Source organism: Agarivorans sp. 1_MG-2023, from assembly GCF_030548385.1.
Taxonomy (GTDB): domain Bacteria; phylum Pseudomonadota; class Gammaproteobacteria; order Enterobacterales; family Celerinatantimonadaceae; genus Agarivorans.
In genome coordinates, this window is the sequence record NZ_JAUOSJ010000002.1 from 410,391 (window position 1) to 432,296 (window position 21,906).

General features: G+C 43.2%; 17 protein-coding genes. 14 read left to right on the plus strand and 3 right to left on the minus strand.

Annotated elements, in window-relative coordinates; genetic code table 11:
• The first annotated feature begins 295 nt into the window (after window positions 1–295).
• From Q4592_RS03915 to Q4592_RS03925, 3 genes are read left to right on the plus strand one after another with little or no spacing between them, the layout of a single operon-like run.
• A complete protein-coding gene (locus Q4592_RS03915; RefSeq protein ID WP_303510010.1) occupies window positions 296–1,318 on the plus strand; it encodes a pentapeptide repeat-containing protein in 1,023 nt (340 codons plus the stop codon).
• The gene (locus Q4592_RS03920) at window positions 1,315–1,584 is read left to right on the plus strand and encodes a hypothetical protein (RefSeq protein WP_137671972.1); all 270 of its coding nucleotides are present in this window, start codon (window positions 1,315–1,317) and stop codon (window positions 1,582–1,584) included. Before Q4592_RS03915 ends, Q4592_RS03920 begins: the two co-directional genes overlap by 4 nt.
• Entirely contained in the window at window positions 1,581–1,730 is a 150-nt protein-coding gene (locus Q4592_RS03925; protein ID WP_154675869.1) for a hypothetical protein, read from the plus strand. Before Q4592_RS03920 ends, Q4592_RS03925 begins: the two co-directional genes overlap by 4 nt.
• 21 nt (window positions 1,731–1,751) lie before the next feature.
• Here Q4592_RS03925 and Q4592_RS03930 read toward each other — a convergent pair whose 3' ends face one another.
• Complete coding sequence (locus Q4592_RS03930; RefSeq protein WP_303510013.1) at window positions 1,752–2,027, minus strand: nitrogen fixation protein NifW; 276 nt, start codon at window positions 2,025–2,027, stop codon at window positions 1,752–1,754.
• A gap of 243 nt (window positions 2,028–2,270) precedes the next feature.
• On the opposite strand from Q4592_RS03930, the gene Q4592_RS03935 reads away from it, so the two are divergent.
• From Q4592_RS03935 to Q4592_RS03975, 9 genes are all read left to right on the plus strand, one after another.
• Window positions 2,271–2,489 (plus strand): hypothetical protein, encoded by a 219-nt coding sequence (locus tag Q4592_RS03935; RefSeq protein WP_303510015.1) that lies wholly within the window; start codon window positions 2,271–2,273, stop codon window positions 2,487–2,489.
• Between the two features lie 264 nt (window positions 2,490–2,753).
• The gene (locus Q4592_RS03940; protein WP_303510017.1) at window positions 2,754–3,719 is read left to right on the plus strand and encodes a sensor domain-containing diguanylate cyclase; all 966 of its coding nucleotides are present in this window, start codon (window positions 2,754–2,756) and stop codon (window positions 3,717–3,719) included.
• Window positions 3,720–3,855: 136 nt separating this feature from the next.
• The gene (locus tag Q4592_RS03945; protein WP_303510020.1) at window positions 3,856–4,161 is read left to right on the plus strand and encodes a hypothetical protein; all 306 of its coding nucleotides are present in this window, start codon (window positions 3,856–3,858) and stop codon (window positions 4,159–4,161) included.
• Window positions 4,162–4,451: 290 nt separating this feature from the next.
• Window positions 4,452–7,385 carry a glycoside hydrolase family 9 protein gene (locus Q4592_RS03950; protein WP_303510022.1) on the plus strand — a complete coding sequence of 978 codons (2,934 nt, stop codon included), beginning with the start codon at window positions 4,452–4,454 and terminating at the stop codon, window positions 7,383–7,385.
• A gap of 62 nt (window positions 7,386–7,447) precedes the next feature.
• Entirely contained in the window at window positions 7,448–9,610 is a 2,163-nt protein-coding gene (locus tag Q4592_RS03955) for a cellulase family glycosylhydrolase (protein ID WP_303510024.1), read from the plus strand.
• Window positions 9,611–10,057: 447 nt separating this feature from the next.
• Window positions 10,058–12,880 (plus strand): glycoside hydrolase family 9 protein, encoded by a 2,823-nt coding sequence (locus tag Q4592_RS03960; protein ID WP_303510026.1) that lies wholly within the window; start codon window positions 10,058–10,060, stop codon window positions 12,878–12,880.
• A 318-nt stretch (window positions 12,881–13,198) separates the two neighbouring features.
• Window positions 13,199–14,131, plus strand: a complete 933-nt coding sequence (locus Q4592_RS03965) for a glycosyltransferase family A protein (RefSeq protein ID WP_303510028.1) — start codon at window positions 13,199–13,201, stop codon at window positions 14,129–14,131.
• 88 nt (window positions 14,132–14,219) lie between these two features.
• A complete protein-coding gene (locus Q4592_RS03970) occupies window positions 14,220–15,947 on the plus strand; it encodes a DEAD/DEAH box helicase (protein WP_303510030.1) in 1,728 nt (575 codons plus the stop codon).
• 142 nt (window positions 15,948–16,089) lie between these two features.
• Window positions 16,090–17,181, plus strand: a complete 1,092-nt coding sequence (locus Q4592_RS03975; RefSeq protein ID WP_303510033.1) for a hypothetical protein — start codon at window positions 16,090–16,092, stop codon at window positions 17,179–17,181.
• A 73-nt stretch (window positions 17,182–17,254) separates the two neighbouring features.
• On the opposite strand, the gene Q4592_RS03980 is transcribed toward Q4592_RS03975, so the two are convergent.
• Entirely contained in the window at window positions 17,255–17,860 is a 606-nt protein-coding gene (locus tag Q4592_RS03980) for a phosphoribosyltransferase (RefSeq protein WP_303510036.1), read from the minus strand.
• Window positions 17,861–17,950: 90 nt separating this feature from the next.
• Between Q4592_RS03980 and Q4592_RS03985 the strand changes: the two genes are divergently transcribed.
• Both Q4592_RS03985 and Q4592_RS03990 read left to right on the plus strand, forming a co-directional pair.
• Window positions 17,951–18,520: a phosphoribosyltransferase gene (locus Q4592_RS03985; protein WP_303510038.1), complete on the plus strand. Its 570-nt coding sequence runs from the start codon at window positions 17,951–17,953 to the stop codon at window positions 18,518–18,520.
• A gap of 167 nt (window positions 18,521–18,687) precedes the next feature.
• Entirely contained in the window at window positions 18,688–19,707 is a 1,020-nt protein-coding gene (locus tag Q4592_RS03990) for an endonuclease/exonuclease/phosphatase family protein (RefSeq protein ID WP_303510040.1), read from the plus strand.
• Window positions 19,708–19,784: 77 nt separating this feature from the next.
• Here the strand turns inward: Q4592_RS03990 and Q4592_RS03995 are convergent, their stop codons facing one another.
• Complete coding sequence (locus tag Q4592_RS03995) at window positions 19,785–21,503, minus strand: sulfotransferase (protein ID WP_303510042.1); 1,719 nt, start codon at window positions 21,501–21,503, stop codon at window positions 19,785–19,787.
• Window positions 21,504–21,906: the final 403 nt, after the last annotated feature.

Here is a 21,906-nt window from a genome sequence, read left to right on the forward strand (position 1 = left end):
TTCCCTATTACTTGCGAATGTAGCATTGAGAAAATGACAGTGCTTTGCAAGCAAGCGACTTTGGGCAATTGAGGTTTATCACAATCAATCTCAGGCGTTTTTAATAAATGAGATACAAAACGTAATCACTTGTATTTCGCCTAAAAATGTCGCTTTTCTTTACATTTTTCACATAAGCGCTTCTGCTTAAATATTGAACAACTTGATTTTATTATGTTTGTCATTTTGGGTACTCGTTATGCATTAAGTCATTAGATTGATTTATCACTAGCGTGGACAACAGCGTGGCAGTGCAATGTTAATTACCTGGCTTAAGAAAGCATGGGATTGGGTATCATCACACCATGGTGTATTGAGTTCTGCTGCCACTATCATTGCGGTTGTTTTAGCGTACGTATCGCTTAAGAGTTCAGCTGACAATTTCACTAGACAACTAGATGAACAAAAGCGTGCTGCGCAGGTGGCGAATGTTGCTTATTTTGTGTCGGCTGTGAGTGATGCCATTGTTTTATCTAATACTGATGAGGCGCGCTTAGAACGTTTTATAGTCTCTCGCTCTCAACTGCTGTTTGAAAGTTTAAATTACCCTTCTTTGGTTGCCCAAGTTATTCAGTTTTTAGCAAGTAACGAGCTAGCGTATTTGTTCGACACTACACGCAGCTTTGTGAGTAAAAAGTCGCTTTCTTTGGCGGGTAAAGATTTAAGTGGAGTTCAGCTTAAAGACATTACTTTTCAAACAACCACGCTGTATTGCGTCAATCTGGAAAACAGCTATTTGGCTAAAGTGGCGTTTGATATGCCAGAGTCTAGTTACGTGAATTTTCGCAATGTTAACTTTAGTCAAAGTCTGTTTCATGGCGCGCGAGCGTATTGGGGTAACTTCAAAGACGTATCTATTGAGTTGTCTGGTACTAAAGACGAGCGCGCTGATACCTTTTCACGATCAAGTTTTATATTTTCTAATCTAAGCGGTTTACGTATCAATAAATCTAATTCACAAGCTGAGTCTTTAACTGTGAATGAGTTAAAGGCGCAGAGGCAAGTTGAGTTAGGTCAATTGTCTGAAATGCTATTTAAAACGAATACGCTTTATGGTTCGGTGATTGATGATGATTTGCGGCAATACATGAGCCAAAAGGATACGGAACAGTTTAAGCGATTAGTCGATTTAGAACACTTGCTCGTGCTCGACTCTGTGGCGAAAGCGGATTTAGTACAACGCAGAAAAGATTATAGAGAGCAGGCTAAAAAGGTAGCGCTAGAGCACAGTTGGAAAAAAGCGTGGGAAGCAAAACTTAAACGATGGTGCGAAAAATGAACAAATGGTTGATTTGTCTTTTGCCTTTCAGTGTATCGGTAAATGCTAACTGTACCTTACAGGGAGATATTTACGATGAAGGTGCGAAATTAGGTAATTTAGTTTGCCTAAATGGAAGTTTTACATCGGCGGATAAAGCCAGCCGAAGTACAACTACGCCTAATGGTGAGGGTGATCTGGTAAGCCGAAATGGCATCCATGTAAGCGCATCATTAACACCACAAACAGACAACAGTGAGCAGCATGCTTTAGGAGCAGAGCAATGAAAAAATTACCGATGTTAGTGGCTATTATTGGGCTTGCTCTTAGTTTGCCAAGCATTGCTGATTGCGTGCATGGCGGAAATGTTTACCCGGAAGGGGCGACCATTGGTAGCTATAAATGCGTAAATGGTTCTTGGGTGGGGCAATAAAAAGGGTCGTTAGGACTATTTTTAGCGTCGCTCGCAAGACGTACAACCTCGGCAGGCCGAGCGAGTGTGTTTGTCTAAACGTTCTCGTTGGGTTTTGCAGTAGGCATTTTTTAATGCGCGACGCGCAGAGAACCAATCATTGGCTTTGCTCATGATCAAGTTACCACCAAAGCGTTTAGTGAGCAGTTCTCGATATTCGTCGATAAAACCATTATCAAAATCAATCTCAAAATAGCGCAGCGCTTCTTCCATACAGGTAAAGTTTTGTATCACCGCATGTATGTCTGTTTTACTCATAAATCGCCTCTTGAACGTTAATCAAAGGCTAGCAAAGCTTTGTAGCTCACATATTGATATAACATAGCCAAGGTGCCAATTTTTGATGCTGTTAAGCGGTAGAGTCGTGGATTGATGCCTATTGGGTATGGGCGTATTTGTATACGCGTCTTCATCCTGCGGGCTTTAACTCAGTTACCGAGTGACAATTAACGTAAATAATACTAAATTGTTATCATTATGTTGCATTTTGAGGTGTGAGTGATGAAAACCATATCGGTATTATTTGCGGCTGTTTATTTAGCCGCTTGTTCCAATCAACCTATCGTTAGTTCTGCACCAACAAATATAGAACAAACCGGCGCTACAGATGACGATTTACTGGCGTCTATTCAGCAGTCTTCAGATTCGACTAAAAATTCCGGTTTAACCGCAGAGCAGCTTTATATGTGGCAAAACATGAGTTGCGGTGGTGGCCATTAAGTTTGTCTAAGCTTTAGGTTTAAGCTGATTTCTGTTGGTTTTTAAAATACTAGCGAGCTATAAAGCTAAGTCTATATTGCTCGATAGGGTTAGCCGATTAACGTTAGTGAGGTAAGGTTAAGTAAATAAATGTTGCCACTTAAAATCTTAGTATGCATTTAATGGCGGCAATTGATAACGAGCGCTACAAGTACTTCTTTCTTAGAATTTGTATGATGGCTGTGAGTAAGGCTTGAAGACATAAAATCTAGCATGGAGGTGCAGATGCCACTAAAACCTGCAATTGATCCCGAACAGTGGATTCTAGATAGCCCCAACGATCTCATTTCACTTACTAAGTGGCAGCGCACGGTAAACCTGTTAGCCAAACTGTTTGACGCTCCAGCAGGGTTTTTAGTCCAACATACTTCTTCGGGTTACCAAGTTGCTATTGCCAGTGAGCAGCAAACTAACCCTTACAACGCGGGTATGGTGGTAGAGCCAGAAGCGAATATTTTTTGCCGCAAAATAGTTGAAACTCGCCAAAGCCTTTATGTTGCTAACGCTACGATAGACCCCTGTTGGGACTCAAACCCTGAAGTGCATAAGGACGGTTTTCGGTCTTATCTCGGTGTTCCTGTGTTTTGGCCTAACGGAAAAGCCTTTGGTACCTTTTGTGTATTAGATTACCGTGAGACCAATTACGACGATACTTACTTTGAGCTGATAGAGCAGCTAAGAGATATCCTAGAAGCGGACTTGTCCTTGCTTGAATTGTACTTACAAATGCAAAAGCTGGCAGTAACCGATCCCCTTACAGAATTAAATAATCGTCGAGGTTTCAGCTCGTTAGCTCAGCAAAGGATCCTTTTGGCCAAACGAATGGGCTCACGCTTAGGTGTATTTTACTTAGATATTGATAAGTTCAAGCAAATCAACGATACCCATGGCCATGCAGTTGGAGACAATGTGTTAATTGATATGGCTAAAGCAATGCGCCATTGCGTGCGCAGCTCTGACGTTATTGGTCGAATGGGGGGCGATGAGTTTGTTGCATTAGTCTTGATTGAGCAAGATTCTGATTTTGAGGCGATAGCCACTCGCTTTACCGAGCAATTTGCCCAATATTCGGAATCAGACCTGCCTTTGTACACCGTGACCATTGGTTACGCTGACGTAGATTTAACCATGGAAGTAGAAAACATACTTGCTTTAGCCGATCAAGATATGTATCAGCATAAAACACCTTAGAATAGCTGTTTAAGTTTTGACCGGTACACAAGGCTGGTGTATCATCGCCGCAGATTTTAACTTGCTTACTTTTTCGCCTGCACTAAAGGTATGACTGTTCGCCTCGGATGGCGCGTTTTGGCTATCGGAGAACTACTTGGAACAGTTTATACAATTTCTATATCCCTTCAGTTGGCTTATTTCTATTTTGTCTTTCAGCCCGCAGATTATTCGCTTAATGCGAATCAAAGGACCGGCAAAAGATATCTCATTTATGAGCTGGATTATGTTCCAGTGTAATGCCGTACTTGCATGGACTTATACGGTGTTTGTAGTGGGTGACCCACTATTATCTGTTACTACTTCTCTAGTGTTAGCCGCTAATCTCACCATGGTGTCGGTATTGGTGTATAAACGCCTCAAATATCGTGAAACAGCCTCTATCGAGGCTTTAAGTGCCTGATTTGATTATGCTTGAAAGCCTCACTTTCAAGCACAATTAGCTATTTTATCGGTAAAAGGTCGCTGGTCTTAGCAGATCCTATTAGCGACCTTGAGCAGTTTTTCTTATGAAAACGCTCTCAAAGTTTCCTGTTAGTTTCATCATTAAAATATTTTTCTTGATTGGTTTCAAGTTTGTCAATAATCGCCTTGAGAACTTAAATGGGGTTGCTAGTTTCTTAAATGAGTCAAACCTCAATAGAAGGTTTACCAAAAAGGTGTATGGCCTAATGAGAACCGCCACGAGTTAGCATGGCATGGTCAAGTTCTCTGTTTGTAATTGGTAAATACGCCAGTGTACTTTCTACCGCCACAAAGATGGCGAGGAAGAAAATAGCTAATTTTGCAAACAAAGAGAGACAAGACATGATGTTAAGGAAAACACTTCTCGCCACGGCGATAGTAACGAGTGCAATGTCGGCGCAAGCGGCCAATTATGGTGAAGCCTTGCAAAAATCCATCTACTTTTACGAAGCTCAGCAATCGGGAGTTATACCTGATTGGAACCGCACCGAATGGCGCGGCGATTCAGCCTTAAATGATGGTAGCGATAACAATGTAGATCTCACTGGTGGTTGGTATGACGCCGGTGACCACGTTAAATTCGGCTTCCCAATGGCCTCTACCGCGACCATGTTGGCGTGGGGGGTAATTGAATATCCAGAAGCCTATTCTCAAACTAATCAGCTTGAACATATTAAAAATAACCTTCGTTTTGTGGCTGATTATTTTCTAAAGGCGCATACCGCACCTAATGAATTATATGGCCAAGTGGGCGGTGGTAGCATCGACCATGCTTGGTGGGGATCTGCAGAAGTGATGCAAATGGAGCGTCCTTCTTACAAAATTGATGCCGCCAACCCTGGCTCAGATTTAGCCGGTGAAACCGCAGCAGCGCTGGCCGCCATTTCAATGGTATTTGCAGAAAGTGACCCAGTATACTCGGCTACTTTGTTAGATCACGCTAAGCAGCTTTATAGTTTTGCAGACAATTATCGCGGCAAATATTCAGATGCTATTACCGACGCAAAAGCCTTTTATAACTCATGGAGTGGTTATCAAGATGAGTTAGTGTGGGGGGCAATTTGGTTATACCGCGCCACCAATGATGTTGCGTATTTAGATAAAGCTAAACTTGAATACCCTAAGCTAGGCAACGAAGGTCAAACTGAGTACCGCGCCTACAAATGGGGCCAAGCTTGGGATGATAAATCTTATGGTTCTTACGTATTGTTGGCCAAGCTTACTGGTGAGCAAGTCTATCAAGATGATGCCGAGCGCTGGTTAGATTACTGGACCACTGGTTTTAATGGCGAGAAAATTGCCTACACCCCAGGCGGCTTAGCATTTTTGGATGTATGGGGCGCAGCCCGTTACACCTCAAATACTTCATTCTTAGCGCTTATCTATTCTGATTTTCTTAAAGCGAATGCATTGGCACCAACCAAGGCTGCTACTTACTACGATTTTGCGAAAAGTCAGCTAGATTACATTTTAGGGGATAACCCACTCAACATTTCTTACCAAATTGGCTATGGCTCTTACTACCCGACTAAGCCGCATCACCGTACCGCGCATGGTGCCTGGGCAGACAGTTTATCCAGTCATCCCGTTGAGAATCGTCACTTACTGATTGGTGCGCTAGTGGGTGGGCCAGGTAAAGATGATTCATACGCAGACGATCGCGGTGATTACTACAAAAATGAAGTGGCCACCGATTACAACGCTGGCTTTACTTCAGCCTTGGCCCGCTTGTGGTTAGATCATGGCGGTGCACCGATTGCTGAAGCGGATTTCCCGCCTAAAGAAGTGCGAGATACCGAACTCTACATAGACGCCAAAGTTAACTCCGAAGGGCCGCGCCATATAGAGATTAGCGCGCGTGTGCATAACCATACAGCATGGCCATCTCGGGTAACCGATAAACTAAGCCTACGTTACTGGGTTGATTTAACAGAAGTCGTTGCTGCTGGTTATACCGCAAATGACGTAACAGTAAGCACGGCATATTCACAAGGTTCTGGCTTTAGTGGTTTACACCCATGGGGTAATGAAGGCGATAATATTTACTACGCCGAGATTAGTTTTGATGGTGTAGACATTTACCCAGGCGGCCAGTCTCCGTCGAAAAAAGAAGTGCAGTTCCGCTTAGCGTTGCCAACCAATACCAACAATCCTGATTGGGATAATGCTAACGACCCTTCTTGGGATAGCTACAGTAATGCGCATGAACTTGCACCTAAAATTGCCATGTATGACGCAGGTTTATTGGTATGGGGTGCGGAGCCTAGTGCTGCTTGTGGCGGAGCAACCGGTATAAATTGTGCGCCAATCGCGCAAAGTCAAACAGTGGCCACACCGTTTGATACCCCTGCTTCAATTACCCTTGCCGCAACTGATAGCGATGGCACAATTGCCAGCTATGCCATTGCTAGCCAGCCAGCACATGGCTCAGTCACCTTAAGTGGTGATGTTGCCAGTTACGTGCCTAGTGCTGGTTACTTTGGTAGTGACAGCTTTAGCTTTACCGCCAGTGACGATCAAGCAGCAGTATCGCAAGCGGCTACGGTAAGCGTAGATGTAGCAGCGCCGATCATTCCCGCAGTAACCATTAGTTCGCCAACCAATGGCACTGAAGTGAGTCCATCGAGCGATGTGAACTTGCAGTTGGATGTAGCAAATGCTCATGGTGTTAATGTGTACTTAGATGGCGCGCTTGCCACTAGCCGTGTCGGTAGCGGAGCAGTGACCTTAACCATGCCGGATACTGAAGGCACGGTTGCCATCGTGGTGATTGCCACTGATGAACAAGGTACAGAAATAAGTGCCGAAGCCAGCTTAAGCTTGGTAGTTAAGCAAGGTGCGGTGACTCCTGTTGGAGACCTTACTTGTGAAGTTGGTAAAGCTGACTCATGGTCTACCGGTTTTGTTATCAACGCTATTACGGTAACGAATGGTGGGACTGAAGCGGTAACCGGTTGGAAAGTTAACCTAGTATTCAGCGAAGCAGTATCTTTGGCCAATGGCTGGAATGCAGAGCTAAATCTTGCCAGTGACGGCTTAGGTATTAGTGCTAGCAATGTGGTTCATAACGGGCAGCTAGCCCCGAGCGCTAGTGCTTCGTTTGGCTTGCAAGGCGAGCATTCAGGCAACTTTGTAGCACCAACTTGTGTGGTTTTACCTTAATACTTAACTCCATTTAAAGCGGCTTCGGCCGCTTTTTTCATAGGGAATATGTACGGAGAATTATGATGAATACTAAAAAAAGCTTTCTCACTAAATGTTTAGGGTTTACCGCTGCTTCATTGGTAAGCGCGAGTTTAATGGCCGCTCCCTTACCGGGAGATGATTGGTTACATGTTGAAGGTAACCAAATTAAAGATATGCAAGGTAATACCGTGTGGCTAACCGGCGCAAATTGGTTTGGCTTTAATACTACCGAGCGGGTATTACATGGTTTGTGGTCGGTGAATTTGGAAAATACCATTCAAGATATCGCCTCTCGTGGGGTGAACTTACTGCGAGTACCGATTTCAACCGAACTGCTAAAAGAATGGAAAAACGGCCAGTTTGTGGCGATTCAAGTGAATGCTTCGGCTAATCCTGATTTAGCCTCGGCCACTTCCTTAGAAGTATTTGATGCAATGATCGCTGCCGCCAAGGCCAGTGGCATGAAAATCCTACTAGATGTGCACGGCGCTGAAGCGGATAACATGGGGCACATTGCGCCGCTTTGGTACAAAGGCGACATTACCTCAGAAGACTTCTTCTCTACTTGGGAATGGGTGACTGAGCGTTACAAAAACGATGACACTATTATCGCATTTGATTTAGAAAATGAACCACATGGCAACCCTAAACAAAGCGCTGCTGGTGAGTTTGCTAAATGGGATAATTCAACCGACGAGAACAACTGGAAACATGCTTGTGAGGTGGTGTCTAACCGCGTGTTAGATATTAACCCCAATATGTTGGTGATGTGTGAAGGGATTGAAGCCTATCCGGTAGAGGGTAAAAACTGGGAAAGCAAAGGCAAAGACGATTTTCACTTTAACTGGTGGGGCGGCAACTTACGCGGCGTGCGCGAATTCCCTATTGATTTAGGGGCGCGGCAACAGCAGTTTATGTACTCACCGCATGATTACGGCCCATTGGTATTTGAACAAGAGTGGTTTTATCCAGGCTTTAATAAAGACACTTTGTACCAAGATGTGTGGAAAGATAACTGGATGTTTATTCATGAAGAAGGCATATCACCGCTGCTGATTGGCGAGTGGGGCGGCTTTATGGATGGCGGACCTAATGAGGCCTGGATGGTGGCGATTCGTGACTTAATTATCGAACACCAACTTCACCACACCTTCTGGTGTATCAATCCTAACTCAGGAGACACTGGTGGCTTACTCGGTCACGACTGGACGACTTGGGATGAAGAGAAATACGCCTTATTTTTGCCATCTCTTTGGGTTAATGATGCGGGTAAATTTATTAGCTTGGATCACGAAGTGGCCTTAGGGGGCGCTAACAGTGCCACCGGTATTAGCTTGAATGATTACTATCAAGGATTGAATCCGTCGGTAAGTATTAGCTCACCTGCCGCAAATAGCATCGTGCTAACTGGTTCAAGTTTTAGCGTGAGTTACTCGGTGAACAAAGCGGCATCGGTGAACGTTTATCTAGATGGTAGTTTTGTGAAAACCGGGCCGGTTTCTGGTGGCGTGAACTTAACCGCACCAAACGCTGAAGGTGACTTTACGGTTTCACTTGTGGCAGTAAACAGTGTCGGTAGTGAAATGGCGGTGAGCGATAGTATTACGCTCAGTGCGTTAAACGAAGTACCGTTACAGCCTGAAATTAGCGTAAGCTCGCCAAATGCCAGTAGCCGTATAGAAGCCGCAAGTACCTTTACGGTGAGCGTGAACCTTAAAGATGCCACAGGTTTTGAAACCAACTTAGCGGGGCAAGTGCTGTCGTTTACTGGCACCAGTGCCGAACTAACAGCACCTAGTGTTGTAGGCGCCTACACCTTGAAAGTGACAGCGCAAGACGAACAAGGCCAAAACCTGAGTGTCTCAGACAGTGTGGCGCTTAATGTTGTTGAGCCGGCAGCAGCTAACTTAAGTTGTACGGTTGGGCCTGCAGATTCATGGGGCAGTGGTTTTGTGATTAACAGCATTACGGTTAGTAATACGGGTACCGAAACCATCTCTGGTTGGACGGCAGTACTTGATTTTCCTAGTGCGGTTAGCTTAGTGGGCGGTTGGGGTGGCGTATTTACTGCGACAGCCCAAAGTATTGAAGTGACCAATGAAGCTTATAATACCGACATTGCTCCAGGTAGCAGCCTGTCGTTTGGTCTGCAAGGGGGGCATTCAGGTAACTTTGGCGCACCTACATGTACTATGCGCTAATGTATAAATAAGTCATCGCGCTAAGAACGCGCTTAACTGTAAAGCCCTTAATACACTTTATTAAGGGCTTTTTGTTTTTGGGGGCAATCTGCTACTTCGATTTAGATTATTTCTCTGTTAGTGCCGATTGGTGATGTTTGCTTCAGTAAATAATTCCATTTTTGTTATGTATATCAAAGGTTAAGTCCTTTTTTATTAATTTTTTATTTATTAATAAACAGTTTTATCAGAACTAAGGTAAGCTTGCGCTCGTTTACTGATGGATGTGTTATTTATAGCGGCCATCGCAGGAAGCAAAGGCTTGAAAGTTACCAACGCGGACTTGCACAACGTGGTTGGGATCTTTTGCAAAGGGTGTCTGTTTCTGTAAACAGCAGTACTTCTTACCGCTACATAGAATGGCAGAAGAAGGCTTAATACTTTTGACTAAATGATGAGACAGCAAAGATGTTAAGGAAAACTTTACTCGCGACCGCAGTAATTACCAGTGCAATGTCGGCGCAAGCCGCAAATTATGGCGAAGCCTTACAAAAATCTATTTATTTTTACGAAGCCCAACAATCGGGCGTAATTCCTAGTTGGAACCGAAATGAGTGGCGAGGTGACTCGGCATTACAAGACGGCGCTGACAACAATGTTGATTTAACTGGCGGTTGGTATGATGCCGGCGACCACGTTAAATTTGGCTTCCCAATGGCAGCCACTGCCACCATGCTAGCTTGGGGCGTAGTAGATTACCCGCAAGCTTACGAGCAAACCAACCAACTCACTCACATCAAAAATAACCTGCGTTTTGTGGCGGACTACTTTGTTAGCGCTCATACTGCGCCAAACGAGCTTTATGGCCAAGTAGGTAAAGGCTCAGTAGACCACGCTTGGTGGGGGTCGGCTGAAGTGATGCAAATGGAGCGCCCTTCTTACAAGGTTGATTCCGCTAACCCAGGCTCTGATTTGGCTGGTGAAACGGCTGCAGCTTTAGCCGCTATCTCTATGGTGTTTAAAGACAGCGATCCAAGTTATGCAGCAATGTTACTTGAACACGCCAAACAGCTATATTCATTTGCCGATAAATACCGTGGTAAATATTCAGACGCCATTACCGATGCCAAAGCGTTTTATAACTCATGGAGTGGCTATCAAGATGAGTTAGTTTGGGGTGCAATTTGGTTGTACCGCGCCACTGAAGACGCTAGCTATTTAGATAAAGCTAAAACGGAATATGGCTCTTTAGGCACTGAACCACAAACGGATACACGCTCTTACAAGTGGGGCCAAGCCTGGGATGATAAGTCTTACGGCGCTTATGTATTAATGGCAAGCCTTACCGGTGAGGCTAGCTACCAAGCTGACGCAGAGCGTTGGCTTGATTACTGGACGGTAGGTTACAACGGTGAAAAAATTCGTTATACGCCTGGTGGCTTAGCCTTTTTAGATACATGGGGCGCAGCTCGTTACAGTTCTAATACCTCGTTCTTAGCCTTGGTATACTCAGATTACTTAAGAGAAAATACTGATAAAGATGATAAGGCCGAAATTTACTATAACTTTGCTAAAGGCCAGTTAGATTATATTTTGGGAGATAATCCGCTAAATATTTCTTACCAAATTGGCTACGGTGATTACCACCCAACTAAGCCTCACCACCGTACCGCTCACGGAACATGGAATGATAACTCGGGTGACCCTGTAGAAAACCGCCACTTATTGGTCGGCGCATTAGTCGGTGGCCCTGGGTTAGATGATTCTTGGGTTGATGATCGCGGCGACTACGTTAAAAACGAAGTGGCTACCGACTACAACGCAGGCTTTACTTCGGCGTTAGCGCGCTTGTGGCTCGACCATGGCGGAGATCCTATTGCCGAGGCTAGTTTCCCGGCTAAAGAGCAACGTGATACCGAGTTATTTGTAGAAGCTAAAATCAACTCGCAAGGTACCCGTCATATTGAGTTAGCGACCAGAGTGCATAACCATACGGCTTGGCCATCTCGCGTAACTGATCAATTAAGCTACCGTTACTGGGTTGATTTGAGTGAAGTGTTTGACGCAGGCTACTCTCTAAATGATGTAAAGCTATCAACCGCTTACAGCCAAGGTTCCGGTTTTAGTGGTTTACACGCTTGGGGTGACGAAGCGGATAACATCTATTACGCAGAAATTAGTTTTGATGGCATCGATATTTATCCTGGTGGTCAATCGGCCTCTAAAAAGGAAGTGCAGTTCCGTTTGTCACTACCAACTAATACCAACAATCCAGATTGGGATAATGCTAACGACCCGTCGTGGGATAATTACAACAATGCCTACAAGCTTGCGGGTAAAATCGCATTATACGATAACGGCGAGTTAGTGTGGGGAACTGAGCCAAGTGCGGCATGTGGCGCAGATACAGGCATTAACTGTGCACCCGTGGCGCAAAATCAAAGTGTAAACACGGCTTCTGATACGCCAGTATCTGTTGAATTAACCGCAACAGATTCCGACGGTCAAGTCACCAGTTTCACTATTGCGAGTCAGCCTGCTAACGGTATTGTTAGCTTAAATGGCAGCGTAGCGGACTATGTACCTAATGCTGGTTCTTTTGGTGTTGATAGCTTCACTTATTTTGCTACAGATAACCAAGGTGCAAACTCCACTGAAGCAAAAGTAACCGTGAATGTAGCGGCGCCTATTGTTCCTGCAGTGGCGATCAGTTCGCCTGCAAATGGCAGTGAAGTTAGCCCAGGTAGCGACGTACAAGTTCGCTTAGACTTAGCCAACGCTTATGGCGCAAATGTTTACCTTGATGGCGCTTTAGTGACGAGCCGAGTAGGTAGCGGTAATGTCAGTATCACTATGCCGGAGAGTGAAGGTGAAGTAGTGGTACTGGTTATTGCTACAGATGAGCAAGCAGCAGAGTTGTCTGCTGAAGCTGTTTTAGCCTTAACCGTTAAAGCGGGTGAACAGCCTCCAGTTGGTGGCGAGTCTGAGCTTACTTGTAGCGTAGGTGAAGCGAACGTGTGGAATAGCGGCTTTGTATTAGGCAATATTAAAGTGACTAATGCTGGTGGCGAAGATGTAAGCGGGTGGAAGGTTCATTTAAGCTTCCCTCAACCGATTAGTTTGGTAAACGGTTGGAACGCTAAGTATCAAGCAGCTAGTGATGGCTTAGGGCTTACTGCTGTAAATGAAGTATATAACGGCAACTTAGGCCCGAATGCGAGTACTTCGTTTGGTATGCAAGGTGGCTACAGTGGCAACTTTGAAGCACCAACTTGTGAAGTGCTTCCATAAGTAATCCATAAATATTTAAGGCGACTTCGGTCGCCTTTTTATAATGCAGCATCTATAAAGAAGCACTAAGACAGAATATTTGGTTTCAGAACAATGAAATTGTCAAAAGTAGAGTGTCTAATATTTCTAATAAATATCTGGTTTATTGCCAATAAGTGGATAAAAAATTAGACAGTAATCACTAAATTAAATAACCTGTATGATTAGCAGGAAGCTAAGTGTTATTCCCAGTCAGATGATATCGTGCTCTTTCTCAAGATACTCACTTACCTCTAACACTGATTGACAAACTAAACTTGGTTGTAAAAGGATGTAACTGTGTCTAAGCCGCTAGTCTCCGTAATTGTGCCAGTCTACAACGGTGCAACTTATTTAAATAAAACCGTCGATGCTATTCTATCTCAGTCATATGAAAACCTTGAATTGGTATTAATCAATGATGGTTCGATAGATGAATCTAAAGAGCTAATCAATCTTATGGCAGATAGTGACCCAAGAGTAATAGCTCTGCACTGTGCTAACGGGGGAGTCGCTGCAGCTCGGAATGTAGGTATTAAGAATTCTTCAGGTGAACTTATTGCTTTCTGCGATCAAGATGATTTGTGGTTGACTGAGAAATTAGAGAAGCAAGTGCCATTGTTTGCTGAGCCTCAAATAGGATTAGTTTATTGTGGTTCTTTTGCTCATTACACCGATTTAAATAAGACAGTGAATCCTGATTTTTCTAGGAATAAAAAAGGTTGGGTTTTCGACAGTTTAGTTCAAGAAAATATGCTTACGTGCTGTACAGCTGTGGTGCGAAGAGAAGCACTCTCCAAAATAGGGGGCTTTGATCCTGATAGAGCTCTTATGGGGGTTGATGATTGGCATCTTTGGTTAAAAGTTGCGTTAGTCGCGAAGTTTGAGTTTGTGGCTGAGCCTTTAGCTATTCACGTGTTTCATGGTGATAATTACTCTCTGAACGATAAAAAAATGCATGCTGCTGAGTTAGTTTGCCTTGATAAAATAGAGGCTTTGGCAGATAGGTATAACAAGTCAGCAGATTGGTCACTGATAACTCAGACGTTACATACTAGGTATGCAAGTTCTTATGTATTTTCGGGTTTTTATCAATTAGCGGGTGAAACTTATCTTAAAGCCCACAATGTGCTATCCAATAGAAAGCTATGGTTTAAGGGGTGGCTTTTTAAGTTAATTCCAAACTGCGTTTGGAATTTTATGCAGCAAACTAAAAGAAAAATAAATAGTTAACACTGTTATCGATAGGAACTCGCGTTGTAACATCAATCCTATGAGATAATATATGTAGCTATTAGAGTTACTATTTTATTGGATAAACATGTTACAGCTGCGAGATTACCAGCAAGCTTCGGTTGATTCCGTACTAGCGCACTTTCGAAAAAGTGATGACGCTGCAGTAGTTGTATTACCTACAGGGGCGGGTAAAAGCATAGTCATTGCTGAACTAGCGCGCTTAGCTAAACATCCCATTTTGGTATTAGCCCACGTAAAAGAATTAGTGGAGCAAAACCAAAGTAAATTTACCACCTATGGCTTTGAGTCAGGCGTATTTGCTGCAGGCTTAGGGCTTAAACAAAACCAGTATTCAGTCACCTTTGCTAGCGTGCAATCGCTCAGCCGTAATCTTGACCAGTTTTCGGGCTTCTATTCTTTGGTAGTAATTGACGAATGTCACCGCGTAAATGATGCTAGTGATAGCCAATACCAGGTAATTATTAATCACCTAAAGCAGCAAAACCCCCAGCTAAAAGTACTCGGTTTAACCGCCACGCCTTATCGCTTAGATAAGGGGTGGATTTATCAGCAGCATTACCACGGTTATGCGCGAGGTAAAGAAAATGCTTGGTTTAAAAAATGTATTTACGAGCTGCCTTTACGTCACTTGATTAGTAAAGGCTATCTCACTCAGCCATTGTTAGTTGATGCTCCAGCGGCACGATATCAGTTTGATGAGTTGCCGACTCAGTACAGTGAGGCGCAGCTAGACCAATTTTTAGCGGGCTGCCCACGAGTTACTCAGGCCATATGTAAGCAGTTAGTTCAATTAGCCGAAGACCGTAAAGGCGTGATGGTGTTTGCGGCAACGGTAAAGCACGCTCAAGAGATAGCTCACTACTTACCAGAGGACCAAACAGCAGTAGTGACGGCTGAAACGTCTAACCACCAGCGTGACTCGCTAATTGAACAGTTTAAGCGCCAACAGCTTAAATTTTTGGTGAATGTATCGGTATTAACTACTGGCTTTGACGCTCCCCATGTGGATTTAATTGCGATATTACGACGCACTGCCTCGGTCAGTTTATATCAACAAATTGCTGGCCGTGGACTACGACTGTATGAGGGGAAAACCGATTGCTTAATTGTTGACTACGCGGGTAATAATTACGACCTGTACCAACCAGAAATTGGCGAAACTAAACCCAACCCCAATAGCACTTTAGTACAAGTGAGTTGCCCGCAATGTGAATTTGCCAACATGTTTTGGGGAATCACCGATAAAGACGGTGACATTCTCGAACATTATGGTCGTCGTTGCCAAGGTTTGGTTGAAGACCCAAGTGACCAAACCAAGCAAGTGCAATGCAGTTACCGCTACAAATATAAGCAGTGCTCACAATGTAACGCTGAGAATGATATTGCGGCTCGCCAATGCCATAGCTGTGGTTTTCAGTTAATTGACCCTGATAACCAACTGAAAGATGCCTTGCAGCTAAAAGATCGAAAAGTACTAAGGTGTAGCGGCATGTCGGCAAGCTGTGAGGGTGACAAACTAAAGCTCATCTACCACGATGAAGATGGTGCTGAGCTTAGTGAACATTTTAACTTTGCTTATTCAAAAGCTAAGCAGCAATTTAATACTGTGTTCGCTCGCAGAGTTGAAGGAAATAAAGTTGAAGTCACTAACGCCAAACAAGCGGAAAAAACTATCCAACAAATTGTTGCCCCAGACTTTGTGATTGCCAAAAAACAAAAGCACTACTGGCAAGTTGAGCATCGTATTTTTGATTATCAAGGACATTACCGCAAAGCCAATCAGCAGTATTAGTTAGGCTGAAAGTTCTGAAGGCTCATTAAGGTGAAACTACTTATCAAAAACAGGGGCTTACCGTTGTTATTTATAATTTTGTTTATATCTGTGGCGGTGCTTTATTGATAGACTCGTTTGTTTTTTGGTGAAAGGATTCATTGTGAAACGCTGTTATTCAATTAACCCTAAGTTAACCTTGCTGTCTAGCGCATTATTGTTAGGTGCATGCGCATCCACTCCGGTAGATGAAACGCCTAAAGAGCAAACCGCTGTTGTCACGGCAAAAGTTGTCCTAAATGGTCTGTATGTGCCAGATGCTCAAGGTGAACAAGTTGTATATACTCGTGAAAATATGCGAACTATTCATGACAGATTGAAGCCTGATAGCTTTTATATGAAGTGGGCGAGTATTGATGCTAGCGGTATTTTCCGTATGGATAAAAATTTGCTATGGCAACTGGACCATAAAAATAAAACATATCAAGAATGTGCTTTATCAGGCTGTGTAAGTGGCTATGCTGATATGCTTGAATCAGATGAAGGTTCAGAAGAGTATGAAAGCTACGAAGACTTAGGTTGTAAAGTCGAGCTTACCAAAAATGAGTTTGAAGTATTGTCTACAGGTCATAAACGTCAAATTGGTGGCCAAGCAAGTGAAGAGTATAAGGTAAAATGGTCAACTGAGTTCACAGATGAGAAAGGCAAAAAAGATCTAAACTTACTTCAGTTTGTATTCTGGACCGCCGATCCTAATGCTGAAATGAAAGAAGCATGGCGTGTGCATGAAATTGTAACTAATAAATACTTGGATTCGGTTGGCGAGAATAACCCTCTAGTTCGTCTTTTAGGGCGAGAAGGGTTTAAAACGATCAGTGCATTTACGGGTGATACTGAACAAGCTGATCACCTAGGCTTAAACGCGTTTCAGCAAGAACTGGCAAAAATTAAAGGTTATCCTTTGTCGATAAAGCTGGAATGGTTTCAGAACATGCAAGCATGTGCTGATAACAAAAAGAAAGAGAAGCGCGATACTAGCATCGACTTTTCTGGTGGCTTAGAAGACGCTGCAACTAATTTGTTGGGGAATATCGTTAAAAATGCCGCTGATGACATGATTGACGAAAAAGTTGATGAGTGGATGAGAGATGCTCGTATACGTTATATCTACGAAGTGAAAACGGTAGAGAATAAGCTGGCGCATAACAGTAATTTTGATGTGCCTGAAAACTACGACATGCTCGATAGAAACTAAGGCTTTTTATATTCGAAACTGTAAAAGGCTTGTATTGTTACAAGCCTTTTCTAATTTCACCTTTTAAGTGAAATTAGCCTTGTCCTGGTGGTGTGATCAACGGCGCTACAAAGCTCTTATGTTGCTGTATTTCTTCATAACTTAAGCCAGTTAACTCATAGGGGAATACTAACCAATCTTCGGTTTGGTGAAGGCAATAATCAGGTTTTAGTTGAGTTTGATTAAACGCCGGTCTCTGCCATAGTGTGGCTATTTTTACTTGGCTAGGCATATTGCGTTTTAGCTTGCTTTGTAAGCGAGTTAACACCGCTTCAATGTTGTGGCCGCTACTAAATACGTCATCAACAATTAACAGGCTGTCATCGACATTTAGGTTTTCTAATAGATATTGAATGCCGTGTACCCTAATTGACTCTGGTGCTTCGAGTATCTGATGATAGTTAGCTTGTCCTTGGTAAGAAGTGCGCAGCGAAATATGGTTGGTTTTTATGCCTAAGGTTTGCAAACACTCTTGCACATAAATACCCACTGCACTGCCACCACGCCATAGGCCTACAATAAATGTAGGACGAAAGCCGCTTTCAAAAATGTTTACCGCTAAACGGAACGAGTCTTGAATAAGCGTATCTTCATCTAAATAATGCTTTTTAAGTTGTGCGGTAGGCTGGCTCGTTGGCATAAACCACATCCTTGAGTTAAAGGCTTCTACAGTGTTAATTTTATACTATATCTATTATGAAGAGCTCGGCAATGCTAAGGGGGGGGATCAATGAGTGATAAACGTTATATCACTGGGCAGGAGTTGTTAGAAGACTCATTTCGCCTCGCAGAAAAGGTATTGGTAAGCGGCTTTAAACCTACGTTTATCATAGCTGTTTGGCGTGGTGGCGCACCTATTGGTATTGCGGTACAGGAGTTTTTGGCTTATCACGGAATAGATACTGACAACATTGCAATACGCACCGCCTCCTATGCCGCAGGCATTGACCAGCAAGCCAAGCAGGTACAGGTATTCGGGCTTAACTATTTAGTTAAACATGTGCAGCAGCACGATAGCTTATTGATAGTGGATGATGTGTTTGATACTGGCCGCTCTATTGAAGCGATTATTAATGAGTTAAGTCGCCTGGCCAGACTAAATACGCCCAGTGATATTCGTGTTGCTGTGCCGTATTTCAAACCAGAGCGAAACAAAACCAGCCGGGTGCCTGATTACTTTTTGCATGAAACGACGCAGTGGTTAAAGTATCCGCATTCACTAGAAGGCCTAAGTCCTGCAGAGATTGCTGAACATAGACCAGAGCTTTACCACATCATTAAAGCGCACCTGCCTAAATAGGTGGATGTTGGTCGCTCATTTTAATATGTATGCTGTAACTTGAGCGAACACCACTGGGTAACATTGAAATAAACTGGGCGATGACTAGTCATAAATTTACAATAATAAAATAGTCAATTTGAACCATACTTGCTTAATGAGTGACCAATAATTAAGCGGAGCAAGTTATGGCGGTAAAACTCTCGATTGCGACAGCAAACACCCTCAATCTTAATCGACCCAATTTGCCTATGTATCGTAATCGAGAAGGGTGGCTACCCAATGAATACGATCAAAAAGTAAAGTGGTTGGTTAGTCAACTAAATGCAGTACAAGCCGATGTGTGGGGCTTTCAAGAGCTCTGGCATGAGCAAGCCTTGCATGATGTGTTTGAACTCGCAGGCTTAGACAATCAATACCAACTGTTAGTGCCAAGTGGCCACCAAGGTAAAATTGCTTGTGCAGCTGCGGTACGCAGTGAGCTGATGGTAGGGCAGCCTGAGTGGATCAAAAATTTCCCCGGTAGTTTCAAGCTTGCTAGCCAAGGTGACGACGCGCAAACTGGCGCGTTAGACTTAGATATCGATAGTTTCTCTCGACCTATTTTACATTTTCAAATCAAGCCTCATGCCGATGAAGAAAATGTACATGTTTATGTATGTCATTTTAAATCAAAGCGTCCCACTTGGATCGGCCGAGAAGATTGGTACGACCCAGCGCAACATAAGGTACATGCAAATGCTCTGGGTTATGCTATTTCCACGTTGCGCCGCACCGCTGAGGCAGTGGCATTGCGAATGATACTCACCGAACAAATGAAGCACACTGATACGCCTGTGATTGTATTGGGTGATTTTAATGATGGACAAGGCAGTAATACCTTAAATATTCTTACTGAGCAGCCGCGCTTTTTGTTAGATGGTGATGCCAGAGGGGGCGCAGATAACGCTTTATATTCTGCGGGAGTGATGCAGCAATATCGTAGCAGACGTGACGTGTATTACACCCATATTCACAATAACCATTTAGAGTCTTTAGACCACATTTTAGTGAGTGAGCAGTTCTACGACAGAAGCCGAGATAGGGTTTGGGCCTTTAAAGGCTTAGAGGTGATTAACGACCATTTAAACGATGAACACTACGAGTCGTTGGGTGCTACTGATCACGGCATTATTAAAGCGAAGTTTGTTTATCGGCCTTTTGATTAAAGCTAACAGCATTGCAGCTTGTGAGTTACAGATAAGTGAGAGTGGGCACTCTCGCTTATCCACCATCAGGTAAGTTACTAGTCGTTGTAGCCAAAGGCTTTGATAAAGGGCTCAACCATAGCAAGGTGTGGCGTTATAAACTCTTGGTAGTTGCGCCATTTGTAACATGACTCGGTGTAAATAGGTTTAACCACTTGATTGCTGGAAGCAGATAGCACCACTTTTTGTTGAGCATGTTGATTAAAATTCAGATAATCGTTGTTGGCATCAATCTCTAAAAATTCAAATACCTTCTTCGCTTCTTTTTCCAGATCGCTGACTAAGTCTTCATACCGTACAAAATGAATATTTAAATCTAACTCTGTTTGGTAGCGCTGAAATAGAGTGAAGACTTGTTGGTAGCGTTTAAAGCAGTCTTCCAAGCGGTTCAACTTAGCTTGTTGTTGGTTGTTTGCTGAGTTTTGCTGGAAGTTACTCAAACAAGTATCAGCTGGGTGGCGTAAGCAAAAGATGATTTTTGCTTTAGGGAATAAGCTTAGTATTAAGGGCAAGTCTATGGTGTATAAAGGAAACTTATCTACGACGACACTGTTATCTTTTAGCTGAATCTTGTTACGCGTAAAGTAATCAAAGTACTCTTGGCGCAATATGTTTAAGTCTTGCTCGTTTAATTTAGGTAAGTCTTGCGGATAGCGTTTGTTAAGTTTGTAGTTAAAGGCCTCGGTAACGTTAAACAGTGAGCGGGTTTCGCTAAGTGCAATAACCTGCTCTTGGGTATCGAGTATGTTCTCTAATAAGGTGGTGCCAGAGCGATTAAAGCCCATCATAAACACTGGTTGATGCTCTTTCGCGTGAGTGTTTTTTACATTATGTAGAAATGACAAATCGAGTTTTTGTAAGCTGGTTACATTGTCTGTATGACTAGACGCCTGAGCCCGTTGGTGATTCAAATTAGCCATAGCGGTGAAATCAATAAAGGCGTCGGAGTAACGCTGTTGTTTATCAAATGCTTCCGCTCGAAGCTTATAAGCGGCCTTTTGGCGCATAAAATCTAAGCGCTCTATAAGCTCATCACTCAGTAATCGCGTTACACTCTCGTGTTCTCCTTGGCGCGCTTTTACTTCTGCTTGGTAGTAACGAATCCAAGGCTTGTTAATAAAGTCTATTTCGGCTTGTTTAAGTAATTTAATTGCACTCTGGTGTTCTCGTATAAACATCAAAGTGTCTATAGCAAACTCCAGCTGCCACTCTTCTATAAAGCTTGAATGCGCTAGAAAAGCGTCAATTCTTTCTAGAGTAAGCTGTTTGTTACCTTGTTTTTTCGCAGCTGAAATCAATAGGGCTTGAGCGGGGGCGTAATACCCTGGCCAGCCTTGCATAAGCGTAGTCAACGTATCGAGTTCGCCATAGCAGTCTTCATCTAGGTAGCATTCACCTAACTGAGCCGCGATTGGCGCATTATTGATACTGTTATCTAGTGAAAAACATTGTTCAAAAGAGCTGATAGCAACTCGAGTTAAGCCCAGTGTTTTTTGTGTTTTAGCGATATTGCGATAAGTGCTGTTACGCTGTTCATTGTCTTGGCAAAACCCTAGCAGTTGCTGGTAACTCTCTAGTGATTTTTCTAACTTTTGCATATGAAATAGCGCATAAGCTTCTAGCTCAAGGCTTTTATAGTCTTGTTGAGATTTAAGCTTGTTAATTTTATTTACGGTAGAAATAGCTTGGCTATACTTGCCAGCTTGTAAGGCCTTTACGGCTTTTTCCATAATGCTGTGCCGCTGCTCGGGCTTCATACTACTTCCTATTACTCACTTTACACCTCTTCCAGTCTTTACTTTATCGCAAGGCTGGGAGATTTGATGCGTGATTTATCTCATTGCAAAAAAACGCAGTAGTTTCATAACAAAACGTTAAGGCAAGGTGGATTTACCTTTTTACTTAGGTACTTTGTCGTTGCCCCTAATTGATGCATATAACTGTAAGCGCTATGCAATGGTGCATTTATAGACTAATACAGTGCAAATCCTTAACTGGCTCAGTTAAAGAGCATGCCAAATATTAATGATAAATAACGCTGGGTTGCCCAATTGTTAAGGCTTTGTGTGTTTTTGTGAGCCGTTTGGCGCAACAATTGCTATTTCCCTATTGATGGTCAAGGACAGACCCAAGCAGCAAGTTGACAAAGAGCCTAGAGCT

Coding starts and splice junctions, on each gene's coding strand:
- Q4592_RS03915 (WP_303510010.1), top strand. CDS start 296: ATGTTAATTACCTGGCTTAAGAAAGCATGGGATTGGGTATCATCACAC.
- Q4592_RS03920 (WP_137671972.1), top strand. CDS start 1,315: ATGAACAAATGGTTGATTTGTCTTTTGCCTTTCAGTGTATCGGTAAAT.
- Q4592_RS03925 (WP_154675869.1), top strand. CDS start 1,581: ATGAAAAAATTACCGATGTTAGTGGCTATTATTGGGCTTGCTCTTAGT.
- Q4592_RS03930 (WP_303510013.1), bottom strand. CDS start 2,027: ATGAGTAAAACAGACATACATGCGGTGATACAAAACTTTACCTGTATG.
- Q4592_RS03935 (WP_303510015.1), top strand. CDS start 2,271: ATGAAAACCATATCGGTATTATTTGCGGCTGTTTATTTAGCCGCTTGT.
- Q4592_RS03940 (WP_303510017.1), top strand. CDS start 2,754: ATGCCACTAAAACCTGCAATTGATCCCGAACAGTGGATTCTAGATAGC.
- Q4592_RS03950 (WP_303510022.1), top strand. CDS start 4,452: ATGGCATGGTCAAGTTCTCTGTTTGTAATTGGTAAATACGCCAGTGTA.
- Q4592_RS03955 (WP_303510024.1), top strand. CDS start 7,448: ATGATGAATACTAAAAAAAGCTTTCTCACTAAATGTTTAGGGTTTACC.
- Q4592_RS03960 (WP_303510026.1), top strand. CDS start 10,058: ATGTTAAGGAAAACTTTACTCGCGACCGCAGTAATTACCAGTGCAATG.
- Q4592_RS03970 (WP_303510030.1), top strand. CDS start 14,220: ATGTTACAGCTGCGAGATTACCAGCAAGCTTCGGTTGATTCCGTACTA.
- Q4592_RS03980 (WP_303510036.1), bottom strand. CDS start 17,860: ATGCCAACGAGCCAGCCTACCGCACAACTTAAAAAGCATTATTTAGAT.
- Q4592_RS03985 (WP_303510038.1), top strand. CDS start 17,951: ATGAGTGATAAACGTTATATCACTGGGCAGGAGTTGTTAGAAGACTCA.
- Q4592_RS03990 (WP_303510040.1), top strand. CDS start 18,688: ATGGCGGTAAAACTCTCGATTGCGACAGCAAACACCCTCAATCTTAAT.
- Q4592_RS03995 (WP_303510042.1), bottom strand. CDS start 21,503: ATGAAGCCCGAGCAGCGGCACAGCATTATGGAAAAAGCCGTAAAGGCC.